Origin of the sequence: Vibrio metschnikovii CIP 69.14 (assembly GCF_000176155.1) — a bacterium.
Lineage (GTDB): Bacteria > Pseudomonadota > Gammaproteobacteria > Enterobacterales > Vibrionaceae > Vibrio > Vibrio metschnikovii.
Window position 1 is genome coordinate 141,506 of record NZ_ACZO01000006.1, and the last position, 18,956, is coordinate 160,461.

Below are 18,956 nucleotides of genomic sequence, written 5' to 3' on the forward strand. Positions count from 1 at the left end.
CCTTATTGTCCTTGTGGTGATGGAAAAAGAGTAGCGTAATCATCGGTACTAAAACCGACATAGAGTAACTTCTCGATACGTAAAATAGGGCGTTTAATCATCGCAGGTTGGTCAAGCAACAAAGGGAGAGCGGTCGTTTCATTGAGGTTCTCTTTTTGCTGTGGGCTCAATTGGCGATAAGTCGTTCCCCGTTTATTGATCACATTCTGCCAACCGAGTGCTTGAAAAAACTCATTCACTAACTCAGCAGTAATACCATCTTTTCGGTAATCATGAAATTGATATTCGACCCCTTTGGCGTCTAACCATTTTCGCGCTTTTTTGATGGTGTCACAGTTGGGGATACCGTAAAGAGTAATAAGCATAAGATTCCTTTTCCTCGCTCTGGTGCCAATTTATTGTGATTATTGGCCCGTTAACAATAGGGGTGAATTCAGTGTCTAAATCCTAACAGGAAGCGTAAGCGGTGACAAAAAAACCTATTTGGCGGTTTGCTATTGTTAAGATGATTTGGCTGTGTATGTACAAAAAACATACGGATGACAGGTTAAGGATAAGAAAGTGGTTCGGTAGCACCACCGATTGGCTTGTTATTGATCGAACGCAACATCTTAACTGACAAAACAGAAATAATGTGCTCTGCACCATTTAGGAGGTATCAATGGAATTGAGTCCTGTTTTTGCAAGGCGTTTGTATCTCGCCTTATTAGTTGAAAGCCTTGAACGGCCAAATGTCCCTAAGTTGATTGAAAAAACCGGATGGCCGCGTCGCACCATTCAGGATGTGATCAAAGCGATGCCGGGGATCGGAATTGAGCTCAGCTTTGTTCAAGATGGACGTCGTCATAATGATGGCTATTATCGGTTATCGGATTGGGGACCGTTTGATAGTCAATGGGTCATCCAACGTAAAGCGGCGATTGCAGCAAGCCTTGGATTTCATGCTTAAGCCAGTCTATGCTGGCTTTTTTTATCAACTGGTTTTTGTTGAGAGATAAACAATAAACCCCATCCAACTGATGATTAACAGTCCCCATGGTAACCATGGCTTTGATTTTGCGCTGGGTTTGGCTGGGAGTGGCATGACTTCTTTCGTCGTATTCTCTACAGTGTTTTTTAATTGCTGAGACTTTTTTTTGGCTCTATCGGCCTGACGGCTTTTCTCTTTTTGTTGTTTCTTATAGAGCGCGATACCTTTTTCTATACCTTGCGCAATTAACTTGGTTTGTTCTTTCGTTTGGCCCGGTTTTTGTGAGGCTTTAGCAATAGCTTGTGCTTCTTGCTGAGTTTGTGGTGACGGAATAATGGTCTGTTTCATTAATAACCCCTTTTCAATATTGATCAGATTAACATGCCTTGATTCATTTCCTCAACTGAGGACGAGTAAGGTTAAAACTTGAGTTGTTAAGGCATAGGCGATGAGTAAGGATTACGTTAAAGTAGCAGGCATAATAGTATGAATTTATGATGTATTATGCGATATCCGATCGAACACTATGACCGTTATGGTTACCTTAATGCTTCGTTATGGCTCTGGTTGGGCTGGTTGTTTTTAGCTCGCGCTTGGGTCGTTTTTGTGGTGGCAGGAGTAAGCCGAGAACATGGTTCAACCATTCTGAGTTTTGTGTATCCCGATCACGATATGCTGTACTTAGGGTTAATGACTGGTTTACCTAGCTTACTATTGATGTGGCTTATTCACCTTAGACAAGAGCAGCGACGTTTACTTATCGCCGGTTTCCGTTTAGGACGCGCCATGACCCTTTGTGTACTGATTATCCAATTAGTACAAACGGTTTATCATGTTTATTTAGATCATGGCGCATTCCAGTGGGCTAATGCATTGACGCTGCTCATCTTACTGTGGTTTGGTTTTTACTTGATACGTAGTCGTCGAGTTAAAGCGTGCTTTGATTCTTCTGGCCCGCTGAGTTGACGGTTATTGATTATGCACCCAAATCTACCTTGTCGGGTGATCTTCTTATTTCATTGCCGATCATTAATGGTGATCGGTATCATGACTCAAGATTTTTTTCATTTTGCCGATACGCTAGTTAAGTATTTGTTCACAGAGCAATTTGATAAAACAGCATGTCTCTTTCGGTCAACACCAATGTTTCGGTTTTAGTCGCTCAGCGCCATCTTAATCAAGCGTCAGTAGCCCTTCAGCAATCACTGGAGCGATTATCTTCTGGTAAACGAATTAATCGAGCTAAAGATGATGTCGCTGGGTTACAAATCTCCAATCGATTAGAAACACAGATGCGAGGTTTAGGCGTCGCAGCGCGTAATGCAAATGACGGTATTTCGATCATGCAAACCGCAGAAGGTGGGATGCAAGAGACAACAACCCTTTTGCAGCGAATGCGCGATCTCTCCTTACAGTCAGCGAATGGCTCGAATAGCCAAGCTGAGCGACAAGCACTACAAGAAGAAATGAGTGCTTTGAATGATGAAATAAACCGAATTGCAGAAACCACCTCTTTTGCTGGGCGAAAATTACTCAATGGACGTTTTGGTTCGGCTTCTTTTCAGATTGGTGCGGCCTCTGGAGAGGCGGTACAAGTCGGTTTGAAATCGATGCGGAGTGACCAGTTGCTAATGGGTGGCTTTAAATATGTTTCTCTTCCTAAAGATCCCGATTGGCAAGTTGAACAAGGTAATCATCAGCTTTCTATTTCGTTTATGAATCGCGCAGGCATAACAGAAACTGTCGATATTCAGGCTAAAGTCGGTGATAACATCGAGTCTTTAGCCACTTATATTAATGGTCAAACCGATAAACTGTCCGCCTCAGTTAACGAAAATGGACAATTACAGATTTATTTCGAAAATCAACATAGTCATTTTATTCACGGCCAGCCTTATTTTTCAGGTGGTTTGGCTGACCAGTTACAGCTTACCTTTGGAAAATATGAAACCGTTAATGATCTTGATATCACTTCCGTTGGTGGTGCGCAAAGTGCTGTCGCTGTGATTGATACTGCATTGCAGTATGTCGATAGCCATCGGGCTAAATTAGGTGCTCTCCAAAATCGTTTTTATCATGCCATTAATAATCTTGATAATATGCATGAGCATTTGGCTGCTTCAAATAGTCGGATTAAAGATACTGATTTTGCTAAAGAAACTACTCAAATGGTTAAACAGCAAATACTGCAACAAGTCAGCACATCTATTCTTAGCCAAGCGAAAAAGCAGCCTCATCTTGCATTGTCTTTACTGAATAATTAAAAAAACGATCGTTATCGACAGGTCATTTAAAAGCTTGAGTAAAAAAAAACGCTATTTTTGTTATTTTTCCTAGTTTGGTGCATTTTTAACCACAAAGTGAGTTTTTTTAAAGAAAAGCAAAAAAAATCTAAAGGTTTTTCAAAACATGCCGCTAAGAAAATAACTTTGAGAGAACTACCTTGGTTTTACGAGACGTCGAAAACCGGAAACATCGGAAAATCAATTGGAGAAATTACCATGGCAGTGAATGTAAATACCAACGTAGCCGCAATGACCGCACAACGTTACCTAAATAGCGCGACTAATGCGCAACAAACATCGATGGAGCGTCTGTCTTCAGGCTTTAAGATCAACAGCGCTAAAGATGATGCTGCTGGTCTACAAATCTCTAACCGTTTAAATGTACAAAGCCGTGGTTTAGATGTCGCAGTACGTAACGCCAATGATGGTATCTCAATGGCACAAACGGCTGAAGGCGCGATGCAAGAAACCACTAATATCTTACAACGTATTCGTGATCTATCATTGCAATCAGCTAACGGTTCTAACTCAAAATCAGAGCGTGTCGCGATTCAAGAAGAAGTAACCGCGCTGAATGATGAGCTCAATCGTATTGCTGAAACCACGTCTTTCGGTGGTAACCGCTTACTTAACGGCACCTTCCAAACCAAGGCATTCCAAATTGGTTCGAACAGTGGTGAAGCCGTTATGTTAACACTCAATGATATGCGTAGTGATAACGTTAAAATGGGTGGTACGAGTTATGTCGCTGCAACTGAAGCCGATAAAGATTGGACCGTTAGTGATGGTAATAATGAACTAACCTTAACGCTTAATGATGTCAATGGCGTAGAGCAAACCATTAATATCAGTGCTAAAGTTGGCGATGATATCGAAGAGCTGGCCACTTACATTAATGGCCAAACTGATATGGTTCAAGCATCGGTCAATGAAAAAGGGCAACTACAGATCTTTAGTGGGGAGCATAAAGTTACTGGTGATGTGACCTTTGGTGGCGCATTAGCGACTGAGTTGGCGATGGGCCCAGCACAAGCGGTGACGGTGAATACGATTGATGTCACCAGTGTTGGTGGAGCTCAAGAGTCTGTTGCTATCGTGGATGCCGCGTTACAGTATGTCGATAGTCATCGAGCCGAGCTTGGTGCCTTCCAAAACCGCTTTAACCATGCTATCAACAACTTGGATAATATTAACGAGAACGTTAACGCATCGAAGAGCCGCATTAAAGATACTGATTTTGCGAAGGAAACCACAGCGTTAACCAAAGCGCAAATCCTTGGTCAAGCCTCAAGTTCTATCTTAGCTCAAGCCAAACAGGCACCGAATGCCGCATTAAGTTTACTTGGCTAATCAATCTCTGCCTTTACAAAGAATCCAGCTTCGGCTGGATTTTTTTATGTTTGAAATTGAGTTAGGTGCGGCGGTTGCTTGTAATCTTTAGCCATAGACGAGCGTTATTTTTTGAGCTGGATCGCTTTTTAGCGATGAGAAGAAAAAAAATAGAAAAATGTCGACTATTTCCCTAAAGGATATTTAATTGAGGCCGTTAAAGGATACGAGAGAAATGAGGTATACCGACGAGAGGTGAGAGACTTGAAGGTATGCCAACTATCCGCCTAAGGAGATCAAACTATGGCAATTAACGTAAACACCAATGTGTCGGCGATGACCGCACAGCGCCACCTGAATAGTGCGGCTGACGGTGTGCAAAAATCAATGGAACGCCTATCATCGGGGTATCGTATTAACAGTGCTCGTGATGATGCAGCAGGCTTACAAATCTCAAACCGATTGACTTCGCAAAGCCGTGGGCTTGATGTCGCGGTACGCAATGCTAATGATGGGATCTCTATTGCTCAAACCGCAGAAGGTGCGATGGGCGAAAGTACCAATATTTTGCAGCGTATGCGAGATCTTGCTCTGCAATCTTCTAACGGTTCAAACTCACGCTCTGAGCGTGTCGCGATTCAAGAAGAAGTTACGGCCCTTAACCAAGAACTTAACCGGATTGCAGAAAGTACCTCCTTTGGTGGTAACCGGCTGCTGAACGGCACTTTTGGTAGCAAATCTTTCCAAATTGGTGCCGAATCAGGGGAAGCGGTGCTGCTAACGATGGGAAGTTTGCGCTCTGATACGGCTGAGATGGGCGGAAAAGCGTATCGAGCAGAAACAGGCCAAACGCCGGATTGGAGAGTCACCACTGCGACCGAACTCACGCTTAACTACACAGATAAGCAGGGTGAAGCGCGAGAAATCACTATTAACGCGAAAGTCGGTGATGACCTTGAGGAGGTTGCGACTTACATTAATGGTCAAAGTGAAGATATCAACGCGTCAGTCGGTGAAGATGGCAAGCTTCAACTGTATGCCTCTTCGCAAAAAGTAACCGGTGATGTGACGATAGGTGGCGATCTTGCTACCGAAATTGGTTTTGGTACAGGGCAAGATGTTAACGTGAAAAACATCGATGTGACTACCGTGGCTGGCTCACAAGAAGCGATTGCTATCCTTGATGGCGCGTTAAAATCGGTGGATAGTCAGCGAGCTTCACTAGGTGCTTTTCAAAACCGATTCTCTCATGCGATTAATAACTTAGAGAATACCAATGAAAACGTTAATGCCTCGCGCAGTCGTATCCAAGATACGGATTACGCACGTGAAACAACGGCAATGACTAAAGCACAAATTTTGCAGCAAGCGAGTACCTCAGTATTAGCTCAAGCGAAGCAGTCACCATCTGCAGCTCTTAGCCTGTTAGGTTAACTGACGGTGCAATGGGCAGCATGGGTAGCTGAACGCGCAATTAGCGATTAAGCTACCTATAAGGTGGAAGGGAGATTGTTATGGAAGTACCATCCTACACATCGAACATCCAGCCTTACGGCTCGCAAAGTGGCACTAAACTTGCTTCAGGAAACGACAGCGTGGTAAGTGCTTCTTCGCAGGAGAGTCACCGTTCGGTGCGCAAGACAGAAAAAGTCAATGCGCAAGTGTCTGAACAACTAAAACGCAACCAAGAACAAGCGTTGCAAGCCGCGATTAAACAATCTCAACAAAGAGAGCGGATAAACGAGCAGCAACGCGCAGTGGTTATTGAGAAAATGGACGAGTTTGTTAATTCGATCAATAAAGGTTTGGCGTTTCGGGTTGATGAAGAATCCGGACGGGATGTTGTGACGATTTATGAAGCCTCTACGGGCGACATTATTCGGCAGATCCCTGAAGAAGAAATGCTTGAAGTATTACGACGTCTCTCTCGTGAGCAGAGTCCAAAGTCAGGCTTGCTGGTGATTAAGGCGTAATCGTATGATTGAGGTGATTGGATGAGTTTAGGCCCAATGGGGATGAACACTGGTTTTGATATCAATAGCGTCGTAAGGACGATTGTTGATGCTGAGCGTGTACCAAAACAGCAAAGCATTGATAATAAGCGCTATGATAATGAAGCCAGTATTAGTGCCTATGGCAGGCTCAGGGAATCACTGGATACCATGCGAAATCTCATGGCGAATTTTCGTCAAGAGAAAGCGTTTGCTGTGCGCAAAGTTGACACTTCTGATGACCAGATTGTTTCTGCAACCGCTTCAACCGATGCGATTGCTGGGAGATACTCAGTCGATGTGTTGCAGCTTGCTCAAAGCCATAAAATTGCGTCAGAGGTTATACCGAGTGACACAAGATTTGGTGAGGGGAAGCTGCAAATTTCTCTGGGTAAGAGACAATTCACGGTTGATGTCGCCAATAATTCTCGGCTGACAGATGTGATACGAGAGATTAATGGCCATAAAAATAATCCCGGTGTGCGAGCATCAATTATCAATGATGTCGAAGGACCTCGGCTGATCATTGCTTCTAATCTATCGGGTGAAAAACAGCAAATATCAATTCAAGCGCAAGCTGAGTCAGGTAACCCATTAAAACGCTTAGAGTATAAAACCTTAGAACAAAGGGTTAAAGATTTAGAGAAAGCACGAGCTGAAGCGCAACAAATCATTGCCCCTCTGACAGCGGAGCAACAAGAAGTCGCGGCCCAAGTCGCTGAAAAAATTGGTGCGGCTGCACGTGAAGTGGATAAAGAGCTCGCGGCCCAAGCTGAACAAGCGGTATCAACAACACAAGATCTTGATGATATCTCTGGCGAAGGGATCAAAGCTGCAGAAGAAGCCAATCGTTATTTAAGACCTGAAGAGCGCATTCCCGGTTGGACAGAAACCGCGTCAGGCACCTTACTTGATTCTTATTCCGAACCTCAACCGGAACTCGATGAAAATGGCTTAGCAAAGGCCGCCGATATTCCTGGTTGGAGTAATACCGCGTCAGGCACGTTGCTTGATTCTTATGTGACCCCCAAAGAAGCCCAAGCTAAAATTGATGCCAAACTTGCCCAAGAGCAAGCTGCAATACAAGAAGCGATAAAAAGCGGCAATATGACTCCGGAGGAGGCAAAAGCCGCTGAAAGAGCAAAATTATCTCCTGAAGAGCTCGCGGTGCTTGAAAAAATGGAACAAGTTCAAGCTCAATTAAAAGCGGCGCAGCACTCTTTTGATGAATATCAAGGGATGATCCAAGTTCAAGCGGGGCAAGATTCGTTGGTCTTGCTGGATGGTATTGCGACATTATCCAGTGAAAATAACATCATTGAAAACGCTATCGATGGCGTTAATCTTACTCTTAAAGGTCGACATGACGCCAATCAACGGCCTGCAGAAATTGGCATTGAGTACGACAGAGATAGTGTTCGTCAAGATATTGAGCAGTTCGTTGCGGCTTACAATCAATTTTACCAAATTAGTAAAGAATTATCGGGTGTCGATCCAAGGACGGGCCGTGCTGGACCACTCGCTGGAGATAGTATTGTTCGTAGTGCCGATACGCGATTGAAATCAGTCTTTTCATCGCCGATTGAGCAAGGGCCTGAGCAGCTAAAAAGCCTGACGGAATTAGGTATTACTACCACTCGCCAAGGGAACTTAGAAATTAACTATGCTATGCTCAATCGTCAGCTAAATAATAATTTTAATCAACTGGGTGATTTTTTTGGTGGCAATCAAGGCTTTGCTCGACGAGTCGAAGAAGCCATTCAAGGATTGACTGGGGCAACGGGATCGATCCGCACTCGCGAGAACAGCATCACCGAACAAAATCGTCGCTTGGTCAATGATCAAGACGCCTTGGATCGTCGTATGGACGGTTTAGAGAAGCGAACTCACGCTAAATTTTCGGCTATGCAAGATGCAACGGGTAAGATGCAGTCTCAACTTGCTGGTATGATGAATGCTCTGGGTTAGTGATATGCAGACTGAGCTACAAGCGTTATTTGATATAAATCAACAAATAAAAGAAAAGTTAACTATTGACGACATTAACACTGAAGAAATTCATCGCTTGGTCGATAATAGGGAACAACGGTTAGCGGTATTGCTGAGTTATATCGTAGACAATCCGCAGTTTGCGCAATCACCAGAATGGCAGAGCGCGATCGAAGAGACACAACATCTTGTTGAACTGATGCAGTCTAAAACCCTGTCTATCGGTAAATCATTGCGACAATATCGATACGGTAATAAATCGCTTCAACAATACAAAAAGTTTTTATAAAGAGGAAGACTATGCGTGGTTCTTTACAAGCGTACAAAAAAGTATCAGTGGATAGCCAGCTCAGTGCGGCCTCACCGCATAAAATCGTCCAGATGCTGATGGCCGGTGCCATAGAACGTTTGATCCAAGGTAAAGCGGCAATGCAGCAAGGTAATATCCCTGTTAAAGGTGAGCGTTTAGGCAAAGCACTGGACATTATTATTAGTCTGCGTGGCTGTTTATCGATGGACGATGGCGGGGATATTGCAAAAAACCTTGATCAATTGTATGAATTTATGATCACGCAAATCACCACCGCTAACCATAAAAACGAGCCTCAACCATTAGACGATGTGATAGATATTCTGCGTGAAATCAAGTCTGCATGGGATCAAATCCCTACTGAATATCATAATTTGACCGCGACTGATGTAGGGATATAAGTTTTATCTTAAACTTTTAACCAATATCACATCAGCTAAATGCTTGGTTGCCTTATTTTTTTAATTAAATAGAATAGAAGCCACTAACTAGCCGAGTGGCTTTTTTTGTTGCTGAATTTCACACGTTGTCTATTGTTTACTGAATTTGACATACAATTTTAGTCAGAATGAGTAAATAATTGGTAATGGTGTAACCACAACGTCCCTAAATTAAGGCAAATATTCTCACCTATGCAAGGTTTAGCACAACTACTTGTCATTGAAGACGATCCTGCAATTCGTCAAAGTTTTCGTACTATATTGGAATTTGTCGGGGAGCAATGTGAGGTCATAGATTCTTCTCAAGCTGACCGTATCGATTGGTCTGCGCCTTGGTCTGGGTGTATTTTGGGCTCGATTACTACGCCTTTGCTATCGGATGAGCTTACGCAGGCGTTGAGTCAAGCTAACCATATACCGTTATTGGTAGCTAACCAACACCATTTTTCTGTTGAATATTTCCCCCAATTTGTTGGTGAATTGGAGTTTCCCCTTAACTATCCACAACTCAGTGACGCATTGCGTCATTGTAAAGAGTTTTTAGGGCGTAAAGGGATAGCGCTGTCAACGCCTTCGCGAAATAACGCTTTATTTCGTAGCTTAGTCGGACAGAGTCTTGGTATTCAAGATGTGCGTCATTTGATTGAGCAAGTGGCGAATACAGAAGCAAATGTATTGATTTTAGGTGAATCTGGTACTGGTAAAGAGGTGGTAGCGCGCAACATTCATTATCACTCTTCACGTCGTAAAGGCCCTTTTGTACCGATTAACTGCGGAGCGATCCCCGCTGAATTATTAGAGAGTGAACTGTTTGGCCATGAAAAGGGATCGTTTACTGGGGCGATCACCTCACGTAAAGGGCGCTTTGAACTCGCTGAAGGCGGAACCTTATTTCTCGATGAAATTGGTGATATGCCAACTAATATGCAGGTTAAGTTACTGCGAGTGTTACAGGAACGCTGTTTTGAGCGAGTTGGTGGAAATACAACCATCAAGGCGGATGTGAGGATTATTGCCGCCACTCATCGAGACTTAGATAGCATGATCACTGAGCAGCGATTTCGAGAAGATCTTTACTATCGTTTAAACGTTTTTCCTATTGAGATGCCAGCATTAAAGGATCGTAAAGAAGATATTCCTTTATTGCTGCAAGAGTTGATGACCCGTATGGAGGCAGAAGGCGGAGCGCCGATTTGCTTTACTCCTCGGGCGATCAATTCATTAATGGAGCATGATTGGCCAGGTAACGTTCGTGAATTAGCGAATTTAGTTGAACGTATGGTGATTCTGTATCCCAATAATTTGGTCGATGTGAATCATTTACCGACCAAATATCGTTATAGTGATATACCTGAGTTTCAGCCTGAACCATGTCGGTTTAGTTCCGTGGAAGAGCAAGAGCGTGATGTGTTAGAAGATATTTTTTCAGAAAACTTCACGTTCGAATCTCATGATGATCTTAATGGTCATTTTGACGCAGCAAAGTCATTACCGCCAGAAGGGGTGAATTTAAAAGAGCTGCTCGCCGATCTTGAAGTGAGTCTAATTAATCAAGCGCTTGATGCCCACAGTGGCATTGTTGCTCGTGCTGCGGACATGCTAGGTATGCGTCGTACGACATTGGTCGAGAAAATGCGTAAGTATAATATGCAACGCTAAAGCGACTTTCTGGCGTGGTCAATATATTGACTGTCGTTAACGCATTGAAATTATTGAATAATAGTCTGGCTTGCATTTTGCATTTCAGACTATTGTTGTATATTAAGGCAAATTTTCGACGATGAATGATCCCGTACACAAACAACAGTCGCACTTAGACTCATTGGAAGATCAAGTTGAGCGTTATAAACAAGTGCTCGATGTAATGCCTGCTGGCGTGATATTACTGGATACTCAAGGGATCGTTCGTGAAGCGAATCCTGAAGCGCAACGGCTATTGCAAGTTCCGTTAGTCGGTGAAAAATGGTACAGCGTGATTCAAGTCGCTTTCGCACCTCGTGAGGATGATGGACATGAAATCTCATTACGTAATGGCCGAAAAGTTCGCTTAGCCATTTCTGCTTCAACAACGGGCCAACTTATCCTAATAACCGATTTAACCGAAACTCGCCTCTTACAATCACGGATCGGTGATTTACAGCGCTTATCGTCTTTGGGGCGGATGGTGGCATCGTTAGCCCATCAAGTTCGAACGCCATTATCGAGCGCGATGCTCTATGCTTCTAACTTAGCCGCGGCGAATTTACCGACTGCAACCCGTGAACGATTTCAATCTAAATTGGTTGATCGATTACACGACCTAGAAAAGCAAGTGAACGATATGTTGCTGTTTGCTAAGGGCGGCGATAACCGAGTCATCCAGCCTTTTTCTGTGGCTGAATTGGTGGCAGAGTTCTCACCTATGATTGAAACGGCATTAAAAAACAATCAAATCGATTATGATCTACAGGTTGAGCAAGACGATACCGTATTGTTAGGGAATGCTAACGCATTGGCTTCGGCGATCAGTAATTTAGTGATGAATGCTATTCAGATCATTGGTAAAGGGGCGCAAATTGATGTTTTCTTTCGTGCCGTCAACGGTGAATTAAAAATATCCGTTCAAGACAACGGTCCCGGTATCGCACCAGAGCTGCATCATAAAATAATGGAGCCTTTTTTTACGACGCGTTCACAAGGAACAGGGCTTGGGCTAGCGGTAGTCCAAATGGTCTGTCGTGCCCATGATGGGCGATTAGAGTTATTGTCGCAGCCTGGTGAAGGAGCCTGTTTTACTCTGTGCCTTCCCATCGAACGTCAATCGCCCTCACCTCAATCAGATAACGGAGAATGATCATGGCGCAAAGTAAAGTCTTAATCGTTGAAGATGATGAAGGGCTCCGTGAAGCCTTAGTGGATACACTGGCCTTAGCCGGATATGAGTGGTTAGAAGCTGACAGCGCTGAAGATGCACTTATCAAACTTAAAACACATCCAGTCGATATCGTCGTCTCTGACGTACAGATGGCCGGAATGGGCGGGTTAGCGCTACTTCGCAATATTAAACAGCATTGGCCAAATGTTCCGGTGCTATTAATGACCGCTTATGCCAATATCGAAGATGCCGTGGCGGCGATGAAAGAGGGGGCCATCGACTATATGGCGAAGCCTTTTGCGCCCGAAGTACTGCTTAATATGATCAGCCGTTATGCACCAGTAAAATCCGATGATGACGGTGATGCGGTGGTGGCGGATGAGAAAAGCTTGAAGCTGTTAGCGCTAGCGGAAAAAGTGGCGAGAACCGACGCCAACGTGATGGTTCTTGGCCCAAGTGGTTCTGGTAAAGAGATTATGTCACGTTATATTCATAACGCTTCACCCCGTAAAGATGGACCATTTATTGCCATTAATTGTGCTGCTATCCCAGACAACATGTTAGAAGCGACACTCTTTGGTTATGAAAAGGGAGCTTTTACGGGGGCGGTGCAAGCCTGCCCAGGTAAATTCGAACAAGCTCAAGGTGGCACCATCTTATTGGATGAAATCAGTGAGATGGATTTAAATCTACAGGCTAAATTGCTTAGGGTCCTCCAAGAGCGAGAGGTTGAGCGGCTGGGCAGTCGGAAAAGTATTCAACTTGATGTACGAGTTCTTGCGACCAGCAACCGAGATTTAAAAGCTTACGTTAAAGAAAACAAATTTCGCGAAGATTTATACTATCGATTGAATGTGTTTCCGATCACATGGCCTGCATTGTGTGAGCGAAAAGGAGATATTGCGCCATTAGCGACACACCTCGTGGAGCGCCATTGCAAAAAACTCGGTTTACCGGTTCCCAGCATTTCTCCCGCAGCCATGGAAAAGCTTCATCAATACACATGGCCTGGTAATGTCCGTGAGCTTGATAATGTGATTCAGCGTGCGTTAATTTTAAGTGAACAGGCGGACATTACTCAGCAACATATATTACTTGAGGGACTTGATTGGCAAGATGCGTCAGGTTTACAGCAGTTGGTTGAGCAAGAAGAAGTCTCGTGCCCCCAGATTAAGCCTGTTGCGCAAAGTTCGCCGATCAACCACACTCCAGCGAGTCCCGTCGGATTAGGTGATGAGCTACGTGATCAAGAGTTTACCATTATTATGGAGACGTTAGTTGAGTGTCACGGTCGGCGTAAAGAGATGGCGGAAAAATTAGGCATTAGCCCGCGAACGTTACGCTATAAATTAGCGAAAATGCGTGATGCAGGGATCGATATTCCAGGTTAATTTGACGTGGCATATTAATTGCTCATTTACTCAATATGGATGAGAGAGTCAAAGAATTGGCATTTAGAGGTGGTTATGAGATTAGATGGCTTAAACAGTGAGATGCAAGCAATGATGGCGGAAGCAGCGAATGCTCGTCCGGCGGCAACTGGACAAAAAGTTGGCGCTGATTTTAGCCAAATGCTGACTCAAGCCATCAATACTGTTAATGGATTACAGCAGTCATCGAGTAACCTACAGACACGCTTTGATCGCGGAGATGAAGGTATCTCTTTGTCTGATGTGATGATTGCTCGTAATAAATCGAGTGTGGCGTTTGAAGCGACTATTCAGGTACGTAATAAGCTCGTTGATGCGTACAAAGAGCTGATGAACATGCCAGTATAACCATAGGATGTAAACTGTGGCCGAAGATAAACAAACAACCGATCTGGCAATATCTTCTGGTGGAGAGCAGGCGCTTTCTACCTCGATGAGCTTAGATGATGGCTTACAAAATCCCGATTTAGAAGAAAAAAGTACTTCTAAGCTTGATTTTGCCATGGGCGATTTAGATCTCTTGCGACAAATTGTACTTGTCCTATCTATCTCTATTTGCGTCTCATTAATCGTGATGTTGTTTTTCTGGGTCAAAGAGCCGGAAATGCGTCCGCTGGGTGCTTTTGAAACTGAAGAGTTGATCCCCGTTTTGGATTATCTCGATCAGCAAAAACAGAACTATCGATTAGACGGCAATACGATTTTAGTACCCAGCAAAGATTTCAATAGTATTCGACTCAATATGGTTCGTTCTGGGTTGCATCAAACTCGTCATGCTGGAGATGATATTTTATTACAAGATATGGGCTTTGGCGTATCTCAGCGTCTTGAACAAGAAAGACTAAAACTCAGTCGCGAGCGGCAATTAGCTAAAGCGATTGAAGAGATGCGTCAAGTCAACCGCGCTCGAGTCTTACTTGCCTTACCACAACAAAGCGTCTTTGTGCGCCATAACCAAGAAGCTTCTGCCTCGGTATCATTAACCTTACGTACAGGAATGAACTTGAAGCAAGAAGAGGTTGATTCTATTGTTGATATGGTTGCCAGTGCGGTACCCGGTATGCGTCCGACTCGAGTGACGGTCACTGACCAACACGGACGCTTACTCAGCTCAGGTTCACAAGATCCAATCGCCACGGCTCGTCGCAAAGAGCAAGAGCTTGAGCGCCGTCAAGAAGAAAATTTACGCAATAAAATTGATTCAGTCTTGATCCCAATTTTAGGCTTAGGCAATTACACGGCCCAAGTTGATATTGAATTGGACTTCAGTGCGATTGAGCAAACCCGTAAAGTTTTTGACCCAAATACTCCAGCTACGCGCAGCGAATATACCTTAGAAGACTATAATAACGGTAATGTTGTGGCCGGAATTCCTGGCGCATTGAGCAATCAACCCCCCGCCGATGCTTCTATCCCACAAGATATCGCCCAAATGAAAGATGGCTCTATTTTGGGGCGAGGTTCTGTTCATCGTGAAGCGACACGCAACTTTGAACTCGACACCACGATCAGCCATGAGCGGCGTCAAACAGGGGTGATTAATCGTCAGACGGTGGCGGTGGCAATTAAAAATCGCGCTGTAGTTAATCCTGAAACAGGACAGGTGACTTATCAAGCATTAAGCGAGAGTGAAATCAATGCAATTCGTACCTTATTGATAGGTACGGTTGGGTTTAATGAAAATCGTGGTGATTTACTTAAAGTACTCAGTATGCAGTTTGCTGAACCAGAAACTGATCCATTGATTGATATTCCTATTTGGGAAAACCCACACTTTAACGATTGGGTACGTTGGTTAGCCAGTGCGCTAGTGATCATTGTGATTGTTCTGGTCTTGGTGCGCCCCGCGATGAAGAAACTACTTAATCCAGTGGTTGATGATGACGATCAATTATATGGACCTGATGGTTTACCGATAGGAGCTGATGGTGAAACCAGCTTAATTGGCAGCGATATTGAAGGGGGCGATCTCTTCGAGTTTGGCTCAGGAATAGATTTACCTAACCTACATAAGGATGAGGATGTACTCAAAGCGGTACGTGCTCTAGTGGCTAACGAGCCTGAACTTGCGGCTCAAGTAGTGAAGAATTGGATGCAAAATGCCTAACGATATAGTCAAAAAAGACGGTGCTGAAGAAGGGATTGATATTTCAACGATTCCTGGTGAAGAGCGCGCGGCCATTTTATTACTGAGCCTCAATGAAGATGATGCGGCTGGGATTATTCGTCACTTAGAACCCAAGCAAGTGCAGCGAGTGGGCAGTGCGATGGCAAAAGCAAAAGATCTCAGTCAAGATAAAGTCAGTGCCGTCCATCGTGCATTTTTAGAAGATATTCAAAAATATACCAACATTGGTATGGGCAGTGAAGACTTTATGCGTAATGCACTTATTGCCGCATTAGGTGAGGATAAAGCGAATAACTTAGTCGACCAAATTCTCCTAGGGACCGGTTCGAAAGGGTTAGATTCGCTGAAATGGATGGATCCTAGACAAGTGGCGACGATCATTGTTAATGAACACCCACAAATTCAAACCATTGTTCTCTCCTACCTTAAGCCAGACCAATCAGCAGAAATTCTCGCGCAATTTTCTGAGCGAGATAGGCTTCAATTATTAATGCGTATCGCTAATCTTGAGGAAGTTCAACCTTCAGCACTGGCTGAGTTGAACGAGATCATGGAGAAACAGTTTGCGGGACAAGCAGGTGCTCAAGCGGCGAAAATTGGTGGTTTGAAAGCGGCTGCGGATATTATGAACTATCTAGATAATAGCATTGAAAGCATCGCTATGGAGCAGATGCGTGAGCAAGATGAAGATCTCGCTACCCAGATTGAAGACCTGATGTTCGTGTTTGAAAACTTGGTCGAAGTGGATGACCAAGGTATCCAAAAACTACTTCGAGATGTACCACAGGATGTGTTGTTGAAAGCGCTCAAAGGTGCCGATGAAGCGCTACGAGATAAAATCTTTAAGAACATGTCTAAGCGTGCCGCTGAACTGATGAAAGATGACTTGGAAGCGATGGCACCGATTAAAGTGTCGGATGTCGAATCGGCTCAAAAAGAAATCTTGGCGATTGCTCGTAAGATGGCAGACAGTGGCGAGTTGATGTTGTCTGGTGGCGCAGACGAATTCTTGTAATCGAGAGACGGTGGTTTGTTACCTTGTGCTCTCGATGTCTTTCTTAATGAACTAGCGGCCTTTTTAGTTCGCGATAGGATGTTTCATGACTGGACAAAGAAAACGGGGTTTTATCCGTTTAGGCTCGGATGAGAATGTTGAGCCACCCAAAAAATGGGGATTACCAGATTATGGCGCAGAGCTGGGTAAGAAAGCCAAAGAAACGGCAATGAATTATGATCCCGCTTGGATGCCAAGCTTTGATGATCCTGAACCTGAGCTACCACAAACCTTAACGGATGAAGAAATTGAGTTAATCAAACGTTCCGCTTATCAAGAAGGCATCGAGCAGGGCAAAGCAGAAGGGTATCAACAAGGATTTGAACTGGGTAAACAAGGTGGTTTTGAGGTTGGCCACCAAGAAGGATTACAAACGGGTAAAACAGAAGGGCTTGAAGCGGGGCAACAAGCCATTCAAGAGCAGGTGAATGTTTTGATTGAGTTGGCCGATCAATTTGCTCAACCATTACAATTAATGAATGCACAAGTTGAAAAGCAGCTTGTGGATATGGTACTGACTTTAGTCAAAGAAGTGGTGCATGTGGAAGTTCAAACCAATCCACAAGTGATTTTAGATACGGTGAAAGAGTCAGTCGAAGCGCTCCCTGTTACTGGACATGCCATTCATTTAAAACTCCATCCTGAAGATTATGAATTGGTTAAAAATGCTTATGGTGAAGCGGAGTTAAATTCACGTCAATGGACACTCAGTAGTGAGCCTGCCTTAAATCGCGGTGATGTACAAATCGAAGCCGGTGAGTCGAGTGTGAGTTACCGTATGGAAGAACGTATTCGTAGCGTATTACAACGCTTTTGTGGCACAAATCGCCACCAAGTAGGACAAGAGTAATGTTGTCACTGGCCGAACGATTAGCACAGTACAAAACACAAGGCTTAACAACCAGACCTGTCGCGTCAGGCAAGCTGGTACGCGTCGTTGGACTGACGTTAGAAGCAACGGGGTGCCGAGCACCAATTGGTAGTTTATGTAAAGTCGACACCATGTCTGGTGAAATGGAAGCGGAAGTGGTTGGGTTTTCTGGTGACAGTCTGTTTCTGATGCCCAGTGAGCAAGTCAACGGTATCTTGCCGGGAGCCAAAGTAACCCCACTGACCGAAGAGGCAGGATTAGCGGTAGGGATGGAGCTACTGGGTCGAGTGATTGATGGTGTCGGCAATCCTTTGGATGGACTTGGACCGATTTACACCGATCAACAGGCCACGTTTAATGCTCAACCGATAAACCCTTTATTGCGTAAACCGATCACCGAACCATTAGACGTTGGAATCAAAGCCATTAATGGGTTACTGACGGTTGGTAAAGGCCAACGTATCGGTCTTTTTGCAGGCTCTGGTGTCGGTAAATCGGTTACCTTAGGGATGATGACTCGTGGCACGACTGCGCAAGTGGTCGTGGTGGGACTAATTGGTGAACGTGGCCGAGAAGTAAAAGAGTTTATCGAAGAAATACTTGGCGTGGATGGCCGTCAACGCGCGGTTGTAGTCGCAGCGCCCGCAGATTCCTCGCCACTGATGCGTTTGAAAGGTTGCCAAACGGCATTGGCTATCGCGGAATATTTTCGCGATCAAGGGCTCGATGTACTCTTATTGATGGACTCATTAACTCGTTTTGCTCAAGCGCAACGGGAGATCGCACTATCGGTGGGAGAGCCGCCAGCGACTAAAGGTTATCCACCTTCGGTGTTTGCTAAATTACCCGCATTGGTTGAACGAGCGGGCAATGGTGGTCCGAACCAAGGCTCGATCACCGCCTTTTTTACGGTGTTGACCGAAGGGGATGATTTACAAGATCCGATAGCTGATGCGTCGCGCGCCATTCTGGACGGCCATATTGTTCTCTCAAGAGAAATGGCAGACGCTGGTCATTATCCCGCGATTGATGTTGAAAAATCCGTCAGTCGGGTAATGCCACAAATCACCACAGATGAGCACATGTTGATGTCTCGAGCGGTACGACAAATCTTATCGATTTGTCGTAAAAACCAAGACTTAGTCTCAATTGGCGCCTATAAACCTGGCACCGATAAAGCGATTGATAGTGCATTTACTCTCAAACCAAGGTTGGATCAGTACCTTCAACAAGAAATGAAAGAGTCGGTACCTTATGAGATGTGCGTTGGTATGTTAAAAAATGTCTTGAGCATGGAGTAGTCTT

19 protein-coding genes are annotated in these 18,956 nt (G+C 44.4%); 17 read left to right on the plus strand and 2 right to left on the minus strand.

Features of this window, described 5'->3' with window-relative positions; genetic code table 11:
* Positions 1-2: 2 nt before the first annotated feature.
* Complete coding sequence (locus VIB_RS04190) at positions 3-365, minus strand: ArsC family reductase (RefSeq protein ID WP_004394747.1); 363 nt, start codon at positions 363-365, stop codon at positions 3-5.
* 296 nt (positions 366-661) lie between these two features.
* Here VIB_RS04190 and VIB_RS04195 point away from each other — a divergent pair, with 296 nt between their 5' ends.
* Positions 662-949 (plus strand): winged helix-turn-helix domain-containing protein, encoded by a 288-nt coding sequence (locus VIB_RS04195; protein ID WP_004394748.1) that lies wholly within the window; start codon positions 662-664, stop codon positions 947-949.
* Between the two features lie 24 nt (positions 950-973).
* Here the strand turns inward: VIB_RS04195 and VIB_RS04200 are convergent, their stop codons facing one another.
* Positions 974-1,318: a DUF2956 domain-containing protein gene (locus tag VIB_RS04200; RefSeq protein ID WP_004394749.1), complete on the minus strand. Its 345-nt coding sequence runs from the start codon at positions 1,316-1,318 to the stop codon at positions 974-976.
* Positions 1,319-1,474: 156 nt separating this feature from the next.
* On the opposite strand from VIB_RS04200, the gene VIB_RS04205 reads away from it, so the two are divergent.
* The 16 genes from VIB_RS04205 (at position 1,475) to fliI (ending at position 18,952) form a co-directional block, all read left to right on the plus strand.
* Positions 1,475-1,936 (plus strand): DUF2919 domain-containing protein, encoded by a 462-nt coding sequence (locus tag VIB_RS04205; protein WP_040904129.1) that lies wholly within the window; start codon positions 1,475-1,477, stop codon positions 1,934-1,936.
* Positions 1,937-2,091: 155 nt separating this feature from the next.
* A complete protein-coding gene (locus VIB_RS04210) occupies positions 2,092-3,234 on the plus strand; it encodes a flagellin (protein ID WP_004394750.1) in 1,143 nt (380 codons plus the stop codon).
* Between the two features lie 237 nt (positions 3,235-3,471).
* Positions 3,472-4,605, plus strand: a complete 1,134-nt coding sequence (locus VIB_RS04215) for a flagellin (protein WP_004394751.1) — start codon at positions 3,472-3,474, stop codon at positions 4,603-4,605.
* A gap of 282 nt (positions 4,606-4,887) precedes the next feature.
* Positions 4,888-6,018 (plus strand): flagellin, encoded by a 1,131-nt coding sequence (locus tag VIB_RS04220; RefSeq protein ID WP_004394752.1) that lies wholly within the window; start codon positions 4,888-4,890, stop codon positions 6,016-6,018.
* Between the two features lie 80 nt (positions 6,019-6,098).
* Complete coding sequence (gene flaG / locus VIB_RS04225) at positions 6,099-6,557, plus strand: flagellar protein FlaG (protein ID WP_040904131.1); 459 nt, start codon at positions 6,099-6,101, stop codon at positions 6,555-6,557.
* 21 nt (positions 6,558-6,578) lie between these two features.
* The gene (gene fliD, locus VIB_RS04230; RefSeq protein WP_040904134.1) at positions 6,579-8,543 is read left to right on the plus strand and encodes a flagellar filament capping protein FliD; all 1,965 of its coding nucleotides are present in this window, start codon (positions 6,579-6,581) and stop codon (positions 8,541-8,543) included.
* A gap of 4 nt (positions 8,544-8,547) precedes the next feature.
* On the plus strand, positions 8,548-8,853 hold the full coding sequence (locus tag VIB_RS04235) for a flagellar protein FliT (RefSeq protein ID WP_040904736.1): 306 nt from the start codon (positions 8,548-8,550) through the stop codon (positions 8,851-8,853).
* Positions 8,854-8,864: 11 nt separating this feature from the next.
* Complete coding sequence (fliS, locus tag VIB_RS04240; protein ID WP_004394755.1) at positions 8,865-9,275, plus strand: flagellar export chaperone FliS; 411 nt, start codon at positions 8,865-8,867, stop codon at positions 9,273-9,275.
* A gap of 231 nt (positions 9,276-9,506) precedes the next feature.
* Positions 9,507-10,973, plus strand: coding sequence for a sigma-54 dependent transcriptional regulator (locus VIB_RS04245; RefSeq protein ID WP_004394756.1), 1,467 nt, complete (start codon positions 9,507-9,509; stop codon positions 10,971-10,973).
* 121 nt (positions 10,974-11,094) lie between these two features.
* A complete protein-coding gene (locus tag VIB_RS04250) occupies positions 11,095-12,147 on the plus strand; it encodes a sensor histidine kinase (RefSeq protein ID WP_004394757.1) in 1,053 nt (350 codons plus the stop codon).
* A gap of 2 nt (positions 12,148-12,149) precedes the next feature.
* Positions 12,150-13,559: a sigma-54-dependent transcriptional regulator gene (locus tag VIB_RS04255; RefSeq protein WP_004394758.1), complete on the plus strand. Its 1,410-nt coding sequence runs from the start codon at positions 12,150-12,152 to the stop codon at positions 13,557-13,559.
* A gap of 75 nt (positions 13,560-13,634) precedes the next feature.
* Positions 13,635-13,946: a flagellar hook-basal body complex protein FliE gene (gene fliE, locus VIB_RS04260; RefSeq protein ID WP_040904136.1), complete on the plus strand. Its 312-nt coding sequence runs from the start codon at positions 13,635-13,637 to the stop codon at positions 13,944-13,946.
* A gap of 16 nt (positions 13,947-13,962) precedes the next feature.
* Entirely contained in the window at positions 13,963-15,705 is a 1,743-nt protein-coding gene (gene fliF, locus VIB_RS04265; protein WP_040904138.1) for a flagellar basal-body MS-ring/collar protein FliF, read from the plus strand.
* Positions 15,698-16,741 carry a flagellar motor switch protein FliG gene (fliG, locus tag VIB_RS04270; RefSeq protein ID WP_004394761.1) on the plus strand — a complete coding sequence of 348 codons (1,044 nt, stop codon included), beginning with the start codon at positions 15,698-15,700 and terminating at the stop codon, positions 16,739-16,741. Before fliF ends, fliG begins: the two co-directional genes overlap by 8 nt.
* 85 nt (positions 16,742-16,826) lie before the next feature.
* Positions 16,827-17,630, plus strand: a complete 804-nt coding sequence (fliH, locus tag VIB_RS04275) for a flagellar assembly protein FliH (RefSeq protein ID WP_004394762.1) — start codon at positions 16,827-16,829, stop codon at positions 17,628-17,630.
* Complete coding sequence (gene fliI / locus VIB_RS04280) at positions 17,630-18,952, plus strand: flagellar protein export ATPase FliI (protein ID WP_004394763.1); 1,323 nt, start codon at positions 17,630-17,632, stop codon at positions 18,950-18,952. The genes fliH and fliI overlap by 1 nt, the downstream gene beginning before the upstream one ends.
* Positions 18,953-18,956: the final 4 nt, after the last annotated feature.

Bases quoted from the DNA above. Each gene is read 5' to 3' on its own strand.
- VIB_RS04190 (WP_004394747.1), bottom strand. From the start codon at position 365: ATGCTTATTACTCTTTACGGTATCCCCAACTGTGACACCATCAAAAAA.
- VIB_RS04195 (WP_004394748.1), top strand. From the start codon at position 662: ATGGAATTGAGTCCTGTTTTTGCAAGGCGTTTGTATCTCGCCTTATTA.
- VIB_RS04200 (WP_004394749.1), bottom strand. From the start codon at position 1,318: ATGAAACAGACCATTATTCCGTCACCACAAACTCAGCAAGAAGCACAA.
- VIB_RS04205 (WP_040904129.1), top strand. From the start codon at position 1,475: ATGCGATATCCGATCGAACACTATGACCGTTATGGTTACCTTAATGCT.
- VIB_RS04210 (WP_004394750.1), top strand. From the start codon at position 2,092: ATGTCTCTTTCGGTCAACACCAATGTTTCGGTTTTAGTCGCTCAGCGC.
- VIB_RS04215 (WP_004394751.1), top strand. From the start codon at position 3,472: ATGGCAGTGAATGTAAATACCAACGTAGCCGCAATGACCGCACAACGT.
- VIB_RS04220 (WP_004394752.1), top strand. From the start codon at position 4,888: ATGGCAATTAACGTAAACACCAATGTGTCGGCGATGACCGCACAGCGC.
- flaG (WP_040904131.1), top strand. From the start codon at position 6,099: ATGGAAGTACCATCCTACACATCGAACATCCAGCCTTACGGCTCGCAA.
- fliD (WP_040904134.1), top strand. From the start codon at position 6,579: ATGAGTTTAGGCCCAATGGGGATGAACACTGGTTTTGATATCAATAGC.
- VIB_RS04235 (WP_040904736.1), top strand. From the start codon at position 8,548: ATGCAGACTGAGCTACAAGCGTTATTTGATATAAATCAACAAATAAAA.
- fliS (WP_004394755.1), top strand. From the start codon at position 8,865: ATGCGTGGTTCTTTACAAGCGTACAAAAAAGTATCAGTGGATAGCCAG.
- VIB_RS04245 (WP_004394756.1), top strand. From the start codon at position 9,507: ATGCAAGGTTTAGCACAACTACTTGTCATTGAAGACGATCCTGCAATT.
- VIB_RS04250 (WP_004394757.1), top strand. From the start codon at position 11,095: ATGAATGATCCCGTACACAAACAACAGTCGCACTTAGACTCATTGGAA.
- VIB_RS04255 (WP_004394758.1), top strand. From the start codon at position 12,150: ATGGCGCAAAGTAAAGTCTTAATCGTTGAAGATGATGAAGGGCTCCGT.
- fliE (WP_040904136.1), top strand. From the start codon at position 13,635: ATGAGATTAGATGGCTTAAACAGTGAGATGCAAGCAATGATGGCGGAA.
- fliG (WP_004394761.1), top strand. From the start codon at position 15,698: ATGCCTAACGATATAGTCAAAAAAGACGGTGCTGAAGAAGGGATTGAT.
- fliH (WP_004394762.1), top strand. From the start codon at position 16,827: ATGACTGGACAAAGAAAACGGGGTTTTATCCGTTTAGGCTCGGATGAG.
- fliI (WP_004394763.1), top strand. From the start codon at position 17,630: ATGTTGTCACTGGCCGAACGATTAGCACAGTACAAAACACAAGGCTTA.